A 12,464-nucleotide genomic window follows, 5' to 3' on the forward strand; every position below is an offset into this window, starting at 1 on the left:
GGCGAGCGCCATGTCGGGGTTTTGTCTTGTTGGGCTACGGTCAGTGCGTGACGCGGCTGGTGCCATCGACGGTCATGATGCGCACGCGGTCGCCAACGCGGAAGATCTCGTTCTGCTGCACGGCCTGCACATAGGCACGCATGCTGCCATCGTCCTCACGCACGGTGATTTCGACACCCTGGGTACGGGTCAGGCCCTCTTCGGCGGCGGAACCGGCCAGGCCACCGGCAACGGCACCGATCACGGCGGCGACGATGCTGCCACGGCCACCACCCACGGCGCTCCCAGCCACGCCACCCACGATGGCGCCAGCACCGCCACCGATCGGGGTCTTGGTGCCTTCGATCTTGACCGGACGCAGGGACTCGATAGTGCCCATGCGCACGGTTTGCACGCGGCGGGCCTCATCACGGGAGTAGCTGTCACCGGTCAGGCTCGAGGCACAGCCACCCAGCAACAGCGACATGGTGGTAAAGGTCGCCACCAGCAAAGCGGATTTACGCATGGGTAAGGTCTCCATAAGTCAGGTGCTCATTAGACGCTGCACGTTGACGGCTGTCACGGTACAAACGTAATAAAATTGTTTTCATTCAGCCAAGGGACAGCCTGCACGGCTGTGTCGAGGCCTTTCAAGTGAGACCAAGGATAGCCATGGATTACTTCATCGTCGTGGTCACCACCGTTGCGGGGCTGTATTTCCACTGGTGGCTGTATGTGCGCATGCGCCGCTGGATGGACCGTGACCTGGCGTTGTCGCTGGCAGGGTCGGACCCGGAAAAACGCGCGTATATGCTGCAAAGGCTGGAGCAGGCGCGGGTGGAGAAGGTGGGGCGCAAGCAGTTGGCGGGGTGGCTGGAGCGGGAAGCTGCGGGGTATCCTGGGTAGCCTGATGGAGTGCCAGGGCTGCTGCGCAGCCCCCGGAATCTCAGGGCGCCAACCGCTCCCGCAGCCATTGCCCATCTACCAGCCGGTAGTTCAGTCGGTCATGCAGGCGGCTGGCCCGCCCCTGCCAGAACTCGATGCGTTCAGGCAGCAAACGATACCCACCCCAATGTTCCGGGCAATGCGGCTGGGTGTCGGAAAAGCGCGCCTCGGTGGCCTTGACCAGCCCCTCCAGCTCCTCACGACCGGCAATCACCTGGCTCTGTGGCGAAGCCCAAGCCCCCAGGCGGCTACCCAGCGGGCGCACCTGGTAGTAGGCGTCAGACTCCTCGGGGGTGACCTTTTCCACCCGCCCTTCGATGCGCACCTGGCGCTCCAGCGCTGGCCAGAAGAAGGTCATGGCGGCGAAAGGGTTGACCAACAGTTGCTGGCCCTTGGCACTATCGTAGTTGGTGAAGAAAGTGAAGCCACGCTCATCGAGCCCCTTCAGCAACAAGATACGGCAGTGCGGGCGGCCTTCACCGTCGACAGTGGCCAAGGTCATGGCGTTGGCTTCCACCGGCACCTGCTCGGTTTTCACCGCTTCGGCGAACCACTGGTGGAACAGGGCGAACGGCTCCCCCGGGGCCTGGGATTCGGCCAGGCCATCACGGGTGTAGTCGCGGCGCATATCGGCCAGGGATTGGGTCATTGCTGCGTTCCTTGACGATCAGTTGGTCTTCGCAGGGCTGTTGGCAGCTACTTTCTTTTCAGTGGTAGCTTTCTTGGCAACCGGCTTGGCCGGCGCAGCTTTTTTCTTGGCCGTGGTCTTGGCTGGCGCCTTGGCCTTGGCTTTGGTCACAGGCTTCTTCGCCGCAGCCTTGGTGGCCGGCTTGCTGTCGGCAGGCTTGGCAGCAGGTGCTTTGACATCTTGCACCGCCACCATCGGGGCGCGGGCCGGGGCGGCTTGCTGGTACTTGGCCAGCAGGGCGACCATGGTGTTCTGCGGGGTCAACAGCATTTCCACACGGCGGTTCAGGGCACGGCCCTCGGCGCTGTCGTTGGCGGCGCGCGGCATTTCCGAGCCCATGCCCTTGAGGTTCAGGCGATCACGCTGCAGGCCGCTGAGGCGGAAGATGGCCGACACCGAAGCGGCGCGCTCCAGGCTGAGCTTCTGGTTGGCGGCAGCGACACCGCTACTGTCGGCATGGCCGAGTACCAGCACGGCGGTCTTGGCATCGCCTTCGACAGTCTTGGCCACACGGGTGATCGGGCCCAGGGTCATCGGCAGCAGCATGTTCGGGCGATCGGGGTTGTACGAACTGTCCACCGGGATGGTTACGGCCAGCACGTTGTCACGACGCTCCAGCTCCAGCTTGCTGCCCTTGATCGCCTCACGCAGCTTTGGCTCGTACTCGTCCAGCCAGGCCTGGGTGGCCTTCTGGTCGACCTTCGGCACCACCGGCCCCTTGGCCTGCTTCTCTTCACCGCCGAACGGCCACCACCAACGGCTGGCGTTGTCGGACTTGGCGTCGGCCTTGGCCACATTTTCCGTGACGGCTTGCTTCACTTCCTGCTCGGCAACCTTGTCCGAACCGAAGGGCCACCAGCTCGAGGCGCTGTCCTTCGAGCCGTCCTGGGGGTGACTGGCGCAGCCGGTAACGGCGGTCAGGCACAGGGCGAGTGCTAAGGTTTTGTGTGAAGACATCAGCGATACACCATGAAATAGAAAGAAATTTTGCTTACGCCCTTCAGGCGTTGGCATTGAGGATAGTCAAAGGGCTGGGGCAATACCCGCATTACCCGATCAAAGGCAACTGGCAAGGACGCGTACCAGTTTCTGGGCTCGCGGGTCCATGAGCACATAAGGGCCAAGGGTATTGACCACGAAACCGAAGGCCACATCGTGTTCCGGGTCAGCGAAACCAACCGAGCCGCCGGCGCCTGGGTGGCCGAAGGCGCGGGCCCCGAGGCCGAACGTGGCATTGGCCACGTCTGGCTGGTCGAGCATGCAGCCCAGGCCAAAACGGGTCTGGGTGAGCAGAGTACGATCCTGGCCGAGGCTGTGCTCACGGGTGAGTTCGTCGAGCAGCTCTGATTCGAGCAGGCTACCGTCCAGCAGCCCGGCATAGAAGCCCGCCAGGCTGCGCGCATTGCCATGGCCGTTGGCGGCTGGCTGCTGCATGCGCCGCCACTCCGGCTTGTTGGTACTGGTCAGGATCGCCGGCGGGTTGGTGAAGGCGCGGGTCGACAGGGCCTCGGGCTCGCGCATGGTCACCTGCAGCAGGCGCTGAGCTGCAGCGTCGCCGGCGTTGCCCTTGCCACGGGCGATATGCGCTACGCGATGAAACTCATCGTCCGCCAGGCCGATATGAAAATCCAGCCCCAACGGCCGAGCGGTACGGGCCACGATCGAGTCGCCGGGGCCACGGCCGTCGGCACGGCGGATTAGCTCGCCGATCAGCCAGCCGTAGGTAATGGCGGCATAGCCATGCTCGGTGCCGGGTGTCCACCAGGGCGTTTCGGCAGCCAGCGCATCGACCATGGCCTGCCAGTCATACAGTGCCTCGGCCGGCAGCAGCTCACGGATGGCCGGCAAGCCGGCGCGGTGGCTGAGCAGCTGGCGCAGGGTGATCGCCTGTTTGCCTGCCTGGGCGAACTCGGGCCAGTAGTTGGCCACAGGCGCATCAAGGGCCAGCTTGCCCTCGCCGACCAGTTGCAGGGCGGTGACAGCGGTGAAGGTCTTGGTGCAGGAGAACAGGTTGGCAATGGTATCGCTGTGCCAGGCCTGCTGGCCGTCCTTGTCGGCACTGCCGGCCCACAGGTCGACCACGGTTTCGCCACCAACCTGGATGCACAGCGCCGCGCCACGCTCCTGGGGATCTTCGAACAGCGCGGCAAAGGCTTCGCGCACTGCTTCGAACTTCAGCTCATAGTGACCCTGAATCTGCACCCGCTGTTCTCCGTACGACCAATTCCGAAAATGGTGTGCATTGTTTCAGTAGTTTGGCGTTTTGCAAACTGGCTTGGGCTGGGTGGTCACTGTGGGAGCGGCCTTGTGTCGCGATGGGCTGCGCAGCAGCCCCGGCAATTTATGCAGCGCCGCTGAATTCAGGGGACTGCTTCGCAGTCCTTTCGCGACGCAAGGCCGCTCCCACAAAAAGACCGCGTCGTCCTGGGCTAGGGCGCCGGTTTTTCCAGTTGGACGCGCAGCTGGCTCATTGCCTGCAAGTTGCTCTTACGCACGGCATCGACAAACCCCGGGTAGGGCATATCGGTGATCGCCACCAACCCAAGGTGCCCGTTCTCGCCATCGAGCAGGCGGCCGCTGGCCGGCTGGTCGAGGTACTGGAACCAGTGCGCGCCAACGATCATCGGCTGCGCCAGGGCCGCCTTGAGGAAATTGGCATAGGCCGGGCCGCGGTCTTCTTCGCGCGCCACTTCCACCGGCCCCGGCCAGAATGGCCCGCGATCGCGCGAGCCGAACTGGAACTCGGACACCAGCACCGGCTTGTCCAGCTCGGCCAGACGGGCGAAGTCGTAGCCGTCCTGCGGCTTCAGGGTATAGAAGTTGAAGCTGAGCACATCGCAGAACTCGGCGCAGGCCTTGACCGCCTCTGGCGTGCTGACGGCATAGCGGCCACCCAGCAGCAGGTGATTGGGCGCATGCCATTTCAGCGAGTCGGCAATGGTCTTGAAGTAGGTTTCGGCAAACACTTGCTGGAAATACTGGTAGTCACGCTCGATTTCCGGGTGCTCCGGGTCGGGCAAAGGCGCCTCGAAGCCCGGATCTTCCATCAGTTCCCAGGCAGTCAGCTCGATGCCCCAAGCCTTGGACAGCCCTTCCTGGTTGCGGTACTTGTCGCGCAATTGCTTGAGGAAGGCACGCTTGGCCGGCACATCGGTAGTCAGGCGCAAGGTGCCGTAGGCCAGGCCATAACGCGCCTTGGGGTCGCTACCGGGTGCCGCCCAGGCCAGTTCGTTGTCGGCGAAATAGCCAATCAGCCAAGGGTCGTCACGGTGATCGCGGGCGGCAATGGCCACGGCACGCTCGGTGGCCATGGCAAAACGCGGGTCGAACGGGTCGGGCATCCTGCCCCACCAGTCCATGCCGGTACTGATGCTGGCGTAATCACCCACGATCGACAATGGCAAGGTGTACGGCATGCGTCTGGCCTGGCCGAGGGCCGGCTCGCTCCAGTTGCCAAGCGTATTGAAACCCCAGGCCTGCAGGCGGTCGAGCGCATGCGCCTGCCAGCGGGCGGTATCCAGCGCCAATGGTGGGCAGCTTGCCGGCTGCCCCTCTACCGCGGGCGGGCAGGGTTTGCCATAGGTCCGCTGCAGGTTGGCGGCATAGAAATCGAACCAGCGCCCCTGTTTGAAGTTGCGCCCTTGCGACGAGGGGTTGCCATCGTCGTTGTTGCCATCACCATAGAATGCGGCCAGTGCATCCTCCTCACCCGGCAACCCCTTGAACATCCCCTCACGCCCGGCGACGTAGGTACGCCCGCCATCCGCGGCGACGGCATTCACCCCCAGGGAATAGAACGGATGCCCCTCGGGCGTTACCAGGTACCAGCGGCCGTCACGCTTTTCGGTGCGGAAGAAGCCTTTGGCCTCGAACGCCGGCCCGGCCAGCAGGCCGCCGTACGCGTCCAGCTGCTGCTTGCCACGCTCTGCCAGCCAGCCTTTGAGCTGTTGCTGCTCGCGTACATCGGCCGCCTTGAGCTGCTCGTCATTGGTAACCTTTTCTGGCCAATGGCCGCGGGTGGACTGGCCATAGGCATCGATCAGCTCCTGGTAGGCCGCCTTGTATGCCTGGTCGTCATCCTGGATGCCCACCCGCTCGATCAGCAGGTTCTGCGCCACCTTGGGGTTGGGGATACTCAGGCTGACCGACGTCACCTGCTTGAGGTCGACCGCACCGGCGCTGCTGGTCAGCAGCAGGCGCTGGCCGCCATGGTTCCAGGGCATGGGCGGGCCGGCGCGCATGCCTTGGCTCAACGGCGAACTGGCCGTCAGCGGTACCATCACGGTTTGTGCAGGACCGGCCGGAAGGTCGATGCGGCTGGTCAACGTGCGCCCATCACTGCCCTGCACCACCACGTCCACGGTCAGCGCCCAATCCATCGCGCTTTGCAGGCGCAAGGTCAGGAACTGACCGCCGGACCAGTCCCACACACCGCTTTGCGGACTCAGGCGCAGGGTCGGCCGCAGGGCCGGGTTGAACACCACGCGCCGCAACACTTCTCCTTCGGCCGTCTGCTCCGCGTTGTACTGCGGCATGCCGGCATCCTCGGTCGCCACATTGACCACCGAGGCCGGGCGCACGAAGCTGAAAAGCGTCTGCTGCCCAGCCAGCAACGGCGAGCTGAACAACAGGGCAAAAACGGCGGGCAGGGTACGGCGGACCATAAGGCTGGGGCTCTCCTTCAGGGCCCTCATGGCCCACGACTGAGTAATGGACAACGCGCCGGAGCAAGTGTGCTCCGGCGGTCAGGAAATCTCCCGCCGGAACGGCGGCAGCGCATTGAGAATAGCCTTGCCGTAGCGCTGGGTGACCAGGCGCCGGTCAAGCAAGGTGATAACACCGCGGTCCTGTTCGGTTCGCAGCAGGCGGCCGCAGGCCTGGATCAGCCGCAGCGAGGCATCGGGCACGGCAATTTCCATGAACGGGTTGCCGCCGCGAGCTTCGATCCACTCGGCCAACGCCGCTTCGACCGGGTCATCAGGCACGGCAAAGGGAATCTTGGCGATCACCACGTGCTCGCAGTAGGCACCCGGCAGGTCGACACCCTCGGCAAAGCTGGCCAGGCCGAACAACACGCTGTGCTGGCCGTCGTCGACCCGTGCCTTGTGCTTGTTCAGGGTTTCCTGCTTGGACAGGTTGCCTTGGATCAGCACTAGCTTGCGCCAGTCACGGTCCAGGCCATCGAACACGTCCTGCATCTGCTTGCGCGAGGAGAACAGCACCAGCGCGCCACGGGCATCTTCGACGATGTTCGGCAGTTCGCGGATGATCGCTGCGGTATGCGCCGCCGCATCGCGCGGGTCGGCCTTTAGGTCGGGGACCCGCAGCAGGCCGGCATCGCCATGCACGAACGGGCTGGGCACCACGCAAGTGACCGCGTCACGGGGCAACCCCGAGCGCATGCGGAAGCGGTCGAACTTGCCCAGCGCAGTCAGCGTCGCCGAGGTCACCAGTGCGCCATGTGCCACGCTCCACAGGCTGCGGCGAAGCATTTCGGCGGCCAGGATGGGGCTGGCATTGACTTCGATGTCGAACAGCGCACCGCTCTCGGCCAGGGTCAGCCAACGGGCCATGGGTGGGCTGTCTTCCGGATCTTCGGCGGTAAAGGCCGTCCACAGTTCCCAGTTGCCCTGGGCACGGGTGACCAGGCTACCGAACAGCGGATACCACTCCTCGGCCTGGTGGCTGGCGATGCCGATGTTGACCTCACCGTCCATGCCTTCCTTGAGCAGGTCGGCCAAGCGGGTGAACAGGTCGTTGAGGCGGGCAAAGCCTTTTTTCAGCTCGATGCCCACTTCGCGAATCTGCTCCGGCACCACGCCGCCTTCGAAGCGGTAGCGCGGGCGCTCACGGCCTTCGTTGTCCTCGCTGGGGCGGAAGTCGGCAACCTGCTCGCACAGGGTGAACATGAACTGCTGCTGGGTGCGCACTTCCCGCGCAAGCTCCGGCACCTGCTCGATGTACTTGCCCAGGTCACCGGGCAGCGGGTGCTGGGCCAGCAGCTTGGTCAGGTTCTTGGCGGTCTGCTCCAACCAGTCGGCAGTGGAGCGCAGGCGCGAATAGTGGGCGAAATGGCCGATGGCCTTGTCCGGCAGGTGGTGGCCTTCGTCGAACACGTACATGGTGTCGCGCGGGTCGGGCAATACCGCGCCGCCGCCCAGGGCCAGGTCGGCCAGCACCATATCGTGGTTGGTGACGATCACGTCGACCTTGCCCATGCCTTCGCGGGCCTTGTAGAACACGCACTGCTGGAAGTTCGGGCAATGACGGCCGGTACACTGGCTGTGGTCGGTGGTCAGGCGCGCCCAGTCCTGGTCTTCCAAGGCTTCGGGCCAGCTGTCGCGGTCACCGTCCCAGCGGTTGCCGGCAAGCTTCTCGATCATGCTGTTGAACAGCTTCTGGCTGCGCTCGTCGACTTCGATGTGGAAGCCTTCTTCCTCGAACAGCTGGGCGGTGGCCGACTGGGCGTGGCCCTCCTGCAGCAGGATGTCGAGCTTGGACAGGCACAGGTAGCGGCCACGGCCCTTGGCCAGGGCGAAGCTGAAGTTCAGCCCGCTGCTGCGCATCAGGTCGGGCAGGTCCTTGAAGACGATCTGCTCCTGCAGCGCCACGGTGGCGGTGGCGATCACCAAACGCTTGCCGGCGGCCTTGGCGGCCGGAATGGCAGCCAGGCTGTAGGCCACCGTCTTGCCGGTACCGGTGCCCGCCTCCACTGCCACCACGGCAGGCTCGCCGGCACGGCGGCCTTCTTCGTCGCAGGCGATGTCGCCGAGCACCTTGGCCACTTCGGCGATCATCAGGCGCTGGCCATAGCGCGGCTTGAGGCTCTTGGCTTCGAGAAAACGCGTATAGGCGCCCTGGATGGTGGCTTTGAGTTCGTTGCTGATCATGGTCTGCAGGCGCCCGGAGGGCTGGATATATTTTCAGTGTTTCGCATGGGGCGGCTATCATACCCCGCTATTGCCCTTTATGCCGCATGGAGATCCGGATGCTTGCCTTTGCCCTGCCCTACACACTGCATGTCCTGGCCGCCCTGGTGTGGGTCGGCGGCATGTTCTTCGCCTGGCTGGTGCTGCGCCCGGCAACGGTTGCAGCCCTTGAAGGGCCTGCCCGGCTGCGCTTGTGGGTGGAAGTTTTCCGACGCTTCTTCGGTTGGGTCTGGCTGGCCGTGGCGATTTTGGCGATAAGTGGTATCGGCATGTTGCACATGCGCTTCAGCGGCTTCGAGACTGCACCGAAATATGTGCAGGTGATGATCGGTGGGGGCATCGCCATGTTTGCCCTGTTCATGCGCATCCAGGCGCTGCTGCTGCCGGAGTTGAGGGCGGCAGTGCAGGCCGAGGACTGGCCGGCAGGTGCGGCAGTGCTGGGACGGATTCGGCGGATGGTGGGGATCAACCTGCTGCTCGGTCTGGCGGTGGTAGCCGTGGCCAGTTCGCGGTTGATGCTCTGATATTGCCTGCACCGGCCCTATCGCCGGCAAGCCAGCTCCCAAAGGTACTGCACATGGCTTGCAGCCGATGCGGTCGCAGTGGGAGTTGGCTTGCCGGCGATAGGGCCAGTACAGGTTTTCACAAGCGCTGCAGAATCAGCTCACCTGCAGCGCCGGCCAACCCAGGTTGGCCCGGCTGCCCCGGCCGGCCGTTGGCGCCGGCGTCTGTGCGGTACACCAGGCAACCCTTGCTAGCCCCGCCCTTGCCGGCCTTGCCAGCAGCCCCGGCCTTGCCCGGTGCGCCGCCGTCCAGGCGCACCACGATACGTTCCTGCGGGAAGCCCTGCGGCACGCTCAGGCGGATGCGCCCACCCGGCGCGCCATCGTGCCCGTTGCCGCCGTCATCGCCGTTGGCACCGCGGCTGGCCTGGCCCCAGGTGCAGCCACCGGCCTGACCGTTGGCGCCATCCAGCCCCACGTACCCCGGCGCACCGGCACCGCCACGGGCATCGATGGCCAGGCGCTCGGCATCCACTTCAGCCAGTTTCAGGTCCAGGCTGCGGCCTGACCGGGCTCCCCGCTGGTAAGTACCCGCCGCTCCCGGCGCACTGAATTCGCTACCCTCACCCAGCCGCGCACTGCGCGCCTCGATCAGCAACGGGCTATCGGACGGCGCAATGGCGATACGCGCATCGCGCCCCAGCTCCAGCTGGTCGACCTTCAATTCCGCGAGCGTGGCAGGCAGCAGCAGGGTTGCGGCATCGGCGACACGCAACTGTGCCAGGTGCACGCTGGCAGACTTGTCGGGCAGGCGCAGCATGGAATTGGCAGCAACCTCCAGGCTTTCGGCCTGGGCCAGGGGAGCGGCCAACATGGCCAGCAACATCAGATTACGCATTTCGCGGCGCCTCCTGCACACGGGGGATGGACATGACATGGAAGATACCCGTCAACAGGATCTGCAGACGATCAAACCAGCGGTGGCTGCGCCCGCGCAGGCTGCCATTGAAGAACAGCACCTCGAGCAGGTGCAGGCCCAGCAAGGTGATGCCGGCGGCGTTGATCAGCAGGTTGAAGGGCAAGGGTTGTGGCATCAACTGATTGAACAACACCACACCCCAGAAAGCGACTGTCAGGACCTTGCCCAAGCCCAGGATGAACCTCATATCCCGCCCCCATGGATTGCTGTTATGTCGAGACGGCCCGTTCGAGCGGGCCGTGCGACCAACATTAACTGCAATGCCAGGACAGGCGCCAGCACCACTCAGTTGAGGTGCAGCTCCACCCGTCGGTTGCGGGCGCGGCCCTCCTCGCTTTCGTTGTCGGTGAGCGGTTCACTCTCGCCGCGCCCCTGGCTGGTGACCTTGCCCGCCTCCAGCCCCTGGCTGATCAGGTAAACGGCCACGCTGCTGGCGCGGCGTTCGGAAAGTGCCTGGTTGTAGCTGTCGGAGCCGACGTTATCGGTATGCCCGATCACGCTTACTTTCGCCACCGTCGGTGAATCGATTTTTGCCACCAGGCCTTGCAGGCGCTGCTGGGCCGCAGGGGTCAGCTCGGCGGAATCGAAGGCGAACATCACCGCGCCGTTGTCATCCAGGATGATCACCTCCGGCGAGGGTTCAGGTTCAGTGGCAGGCGGCGATGCGGGGTACACCTTCAACGGGCAACCCATGTGGTCGACCGCAGTGTTGGCGGGGGTATCGGGGCAACGATCGCGGCGGTCGAAAATGCCGTCGCCATCTTCGTCGCCATCCTGGGCGTAACAGATCAGGCCCCCGGCGATGGCGCCAAGGGCACCGCCGCCAGCCGCCCAACTCGAACTTTCGATGGCACCAAGGCCACCACCGACCAGGCCGCCGAGCAGGCTGCAGATGGGCCAGGTCCTCTGGTTGAGCGGCGCGCTGCCATCGCTGTGGGTGGCGCAGCCCGCTAGCAGGCTGGCAGCCACCAACAGCGGCAGCGCCGCCTTCGACGTCACACTCATGCTGAATGCTCCTGTGTCATTGGCCACGGACGGCTGACCGCCGTGAAGACGCGCCCGTACCACTGCTCAAGGCACGGGCGCACGCCGATCTACCGCTGGATCTTGATCTCGGTACGGCGGTTCATGGCACGCCCCTCGGCCGTGGCGTTGTCTGCCACCGGCTGGGTTTCACCAGCACCGACCACCGACACGAAGCTGCTGCGCGGCACACCGCTCTCGACCAGGTAATCGGTCACCGAGTGGGCACGGCGCTCGGACAGTTTCTGGTTGTAGCTGTCGGAGCCGACGCTGTCGGTATGGCCGCTGACGCTCAGGCGGGCGGACGGCGCCTCCTGTTTCAGGCGCGTGGCGATGGTGTTGAGGCGCTCCTTGTCGCTGGCGGTCAGGCGCGCAGAGTCGAACTCGAAGTGCACATCGCGGATGACGATGACTTCTTCCTTCTGCACCACCACTTCCTCGACCACCGCGGCCGGCTCCGGCGGGCAGCCGTTGGCATCGACCTGCACACCGCGCGGGGTGCCTGGGCACTTGTCACGGCTGTCCGGCACGCCGTCGCCATCCTCGTCGCCATCGCCATGGGCCCAGCAATAGCCCGCCGCCAGGCCACCGCCCAGCAACGCGCCCCAACCAGCCCAGCTGGAGCTCTCGATGGCGCCCAGGGCAGCGCCGCTTACACCCCCGACGGCGGCACATTTCGGCCAGTCGGTCTTTTGCAAACCTGCACAACCAGTCAACACACTGGTGAGCAGAACCAGGGGTATCGCTGTGCGTACTATGCTCATTTCATTGCTTCTCCTAGGGGGAATCGGCATAAGGCCGATTTCAGGGAGTAAAGACCGAGCATCTGATCCCTGCCACCAATAAGCCACGACACAGTCACATGCCTCTTTGCCCGCACGCTGCGGCCCGCTAGTCTTGGACGACTTCAACGAGGATTGGCAATGACCGACGGTTTTTCCCAGCGCACCCCGCAGCAGGCCCTGGCGGCCCTGCTCGAGCGCTTCACCCCGCAACGCCTGCTGCTGGTGGGCACGCGCTTTCCGGCGCTGGACGCCTTCGCCCAGGCGCACCCACAGGTAACCATCGCCATGTCCGCCCCAGGCCCGCTGCCGGCCGAACTGGCAGCCCAGCGCTTTGACCTGGCGGTACTGGTGGACTGCCTGGAGCACCTGCCAAAACGCACCGGCCTGGAATTGCTCGGTGGCATTCGCAACCTCAATGCCAGCCGGGTCGCGGTGCTGGCCGACCTGGCCGCCTGTGGCTGGCAGGACACCGATTTCTTTGCCCTTGCCCTGTCGGCCAGCGAGAAATTCCGCCGTGACCAGCAGGTATTGAGCCTGTTCACCTATGATTTACATGACTACAAGCAGGTACCGGACTGGCTGAATGCCAAGTTCTGGGCCAACCCTGAAAACTTCGGCAAGTACTGGTGGTGA

Annotated in this window: 13 protein-coding genes; 3 read left to right on the forward strand and 10 right to left on the reverse strand. The window is 64.7% G+C overall.

What is annotated here, in order from left to right; all coding sequences use genetic code 11:
- Nucleotides 1-40: 40 nt before the first annotated feature.
- A complete protein-coding gene (locus QN085_RS20055; RefSeq protein ID WP_013973925.1) occupies nucleotides 41-505 on the reverse strand; it encodes an outer membrane lipoprotein in 465 nt (154 codons plus the stop codon).
- 146 nt (nucleotides 506-651) lie between these two features.
- On the opposite strand from QN085_RS20055, the gene QN085_RS20060 reads away from it, so the two are divergent.
- The gene (locus tag QN085_RS20060; RefSeq protein ID WP_013973926.1) at nucleotides 652-885 is read left to right on the forward strand and encodes a hypothetical protein; all 234 of its coding nucleotides are present in this window, start codon (nucleotides 652-654) and stop codon (nucleotides 883-885) included.
- Nucleotides 886-925: 40 nt separating this feature from the next.
- On the opposite strand, the gene pdxH is transcribed toward QN085_RS20060, so the two are convergent.
- The 5 genes from pdxH to dinG form a co-directional block, all read right to left on the reverse strand.
- Nucleotides 926-1,573, reverse strand: coding sequence for a pyridoxamine 5'-phosphate oxidase (pdxH, locus tag QN085_RS20065; RefSeq protein WP_013973927.1), 648 nt, complete (start codon nucleotides 1,571-1,573; stop codon nucleotides 926-928).
- Between the two features lie 18 nt (nucleotides 1,574-1,591).
- Nucleotides 1,592-2,569 carry an OmpA family protein gene (locus tag QN085_RS20070; protein WP_031324384.1) on the reverse strand — a complete coding sequence of 326 codons (978 nt, stop codon included), beginning with the start codon at nucleotides 2,567-2,569 and terminating at the stop codon, nucleotides 1,592-1,594.
- Nucleotides 2,570-2,668: 99 nt separating this feature from the next.
- Nucleotides 2,669-3,814, reverse strand: coding sequence for an EstA family serine hydrolase (locus tag QN085_RS20075; RefSeq protein WP_023660953.1), 1,146 nt, complete (start codon nucleotides 3,812-3,814; stop codon nucleotides 2,669-2,671).
- Nucleotides 3,815-4,041: 227 nt separating this feature from the next.
- The gene (locus tag QN085_RS20080; RefSeq protein WP_013973930.1) at nucleotides 4,042-6,276 is read right to left on the reverse strand and encodes a beta-galactosidase; all 2,235 of its coding nucleotides are present in this window, start codon (nucleotides 6,274-6,276) and stop codon (nucleotides 4,042-4,044) included.
- Between the two features lie 81 nt (nucleotides 6,277-6,357).
- Nucleotides 6,358-8,502: an ATP-dependent DNA helicase DinG gene (gene dinG / locus QN085_RS20085; protein WP_013973931.1), complete on the reverse strand. Its 2,145-nt coding sequence runs from the start codon at nucleotides 8,500-8,502 to the stop codon at nucleotides 6,358-6,360.
- 98 nt (nucleotides 8,503-8,600) lie between these two features.
- On the opposite strand from dinG, the gene QN085_RS20090 reads away from it, so the two are divergent.
- A complete protein-coding gene (locus tag QN085_RS20090; RefSeq protein WP_003258897.1) occupies nucleotides 8,601-9,065 on the forward strand; it encodes a CopD family protein in 465 nt (154 codons plus the stop codon).
- A 118-nt stretch (nucleotides 9,066-9,183) separates the two neighbouring features.
- Here the strand turns inward: QN085_RS20090 and QN085_RS20095 are convergent, their stop codons facing one another.
- From QN085_RS20095 to QN085_RS20110, 4 genes are all read right to left on the reverse strand, one after another.
- On the reverse strand, nucleotides 9,184-9,942 hold the full coding sequence (locus tag QN085_RS20095; protein ID WP_024087646.1) for a hypothetical protein: 759 nt from the start codon (nucleotides 9,940-9,942) through the stop codon (nucleotides 9,184-9,186).
- Nucleotides 9,935-10,210 (reverse strand): DUF1145 domain-containing protein, encoded by a 276-nt coding sequence (locus QN085_RS20100; RefSeq protein WP_023663398.1) that lies wholly within the window; start codon nucleotides 10,208-10,210, stop codon nucleotides 9,935-9,937. The genes QN085_RS20095 and QN085_RS20100 overlap by 8 nt, the downstream gene beginning before the upstream one ends.
- A gap of 98 nt (nucleotides 10,211-10,308) precedes the next feature.
- Nucleotides 10,309-11,028 (reverse strand): PA1041 family peptidoglycan-binding anchor lipoprotein, encoded by a 720-nt coding sequence (locus QN085_RS20105; RefSeq protein ID WP_023663399.1) that lies wholly within the window; start codon nucleotides 11,026-11,028, stop codon nucleotides 10,309-10,311.
- Between the two features lie 89 nt (nucleotides 11,029-11,117).
- Nucleotides 11,118-11,810, reverse strand: a complete 693-nt coding sequence (locus QN085_RS20110; RefSeq protein WP_003258902.1) for a PA1041 family peptidoglycan-binding anchor lipoprotein — start codon at nucleotides 11,808-11,810, stop codon at nucleotides 11,118-11,120.
- A gap of 159 nt (nucleotides 11,811-11,969) precedes the next feature.
- Between QN085_RS20110 and QN085_RS20115 the strand changes: the two genes are divergently transcribed.
- Nucleotides 11,970-12,464, forward strand: coding sequence for a DUF6231 family protein (locus QN085_RS20115; RefSeq protein WP_039614762.1), 495 nt, complete (start codon nucleotides 11,970-11,972; stop codon nucleotides 12,462-12,464).

The organism is Pseudomonas sp. M2(2023) (assembly GCF_030263955.1).
Classification (GTDB): Bacteria; Pseudomonadota; Gammaproteobacteria; order Pseudomonadales; family Pseudomonadaceae; genus Aquipseudomonas; species Aquipseudomonas asiatica.

Coding starts and splice junctions, on each gene's coding strand:
- QN085_RS20055 (WP_013973925.1), bottom strand. CDS start 505: ATGCGTAAATCCGCTTTGCTGGTGGCGACCTTTACCACCATGTCGCTG.
- QN085_RS20060 (WP_013973926.1), top strand. CDS start 652: ATGGATTACTTCATCGTCGTGGTCACCACCGTTGCGGGGCTGTATTTC.
- pdxH (WP_013973927.1), bottom strand. CDS start 1,573: ATGACCCAATCCCTGGCCGATATGCGCCGCGACTACACCCGTGATGGC.
- QN085_RS20070 (WP_031324384.1), bottom strand. CDS start 2,569: ATGTCTTCACACAAAACCTTAGCACTCGCCCTGTGCCTGACCGCCGTT.
- QN085_RS20080 (WP_013973930.1), bottom strand. CDS start 6,276: ATGGTCCGCCGTACCCTGCCCGCCGTTTTTGCCCTGTTGTTCAGCTCG.
- dinG (WP_013973931.1), bottom strand. CDS start 8,502: ATGATCAGCAACGAACTCAAAGCCACCATCCAGGGCGCCTATACGCGT.
- QN085_RS20090 (WP_003258897.1), top strand. CDS start 8,601: ATGCTTGCCTTTGCCCTGCCCTACACACTGCATGTCCTGGCCGCCCTG.
- QN085_RS20095 (WP_024087646.1), bottom strand. CDS start 9,942: ATGCGTAATCTGATGTTGCTGGCCATGTTGGCCGCTCCCCTGGCCCAG.
- QN085_RS20100 (WP_023663398.1), bottom strand. CDS start 10,210: ATGAGGTTCATCCTGGGCTTGGGCAAGGTCCTGACAGTCGCTTTCTGG.
- QN085_RS20105 (WP_023663399.1), bottom strand. CDS start 11,028: ATGAGTGTGACGTCGAAGGCGGCGCTGCCGCTGTTGGTGGCTGCCAGC.
- QN085_RS20110 (WP_003258902.1), bottom strand. CDS start 11,810: ATGAGCATAGTACGCACAGCGATACCCCTGGTTCTGCTCACCAGTGTG.
- QN085_RS20115 (WP_039614762.1), top strand. CDS start 11,970: ATGACCGACGGTTTTTCCCAGCGCACCCCGCAGCAGGCCCTGGCGGCC.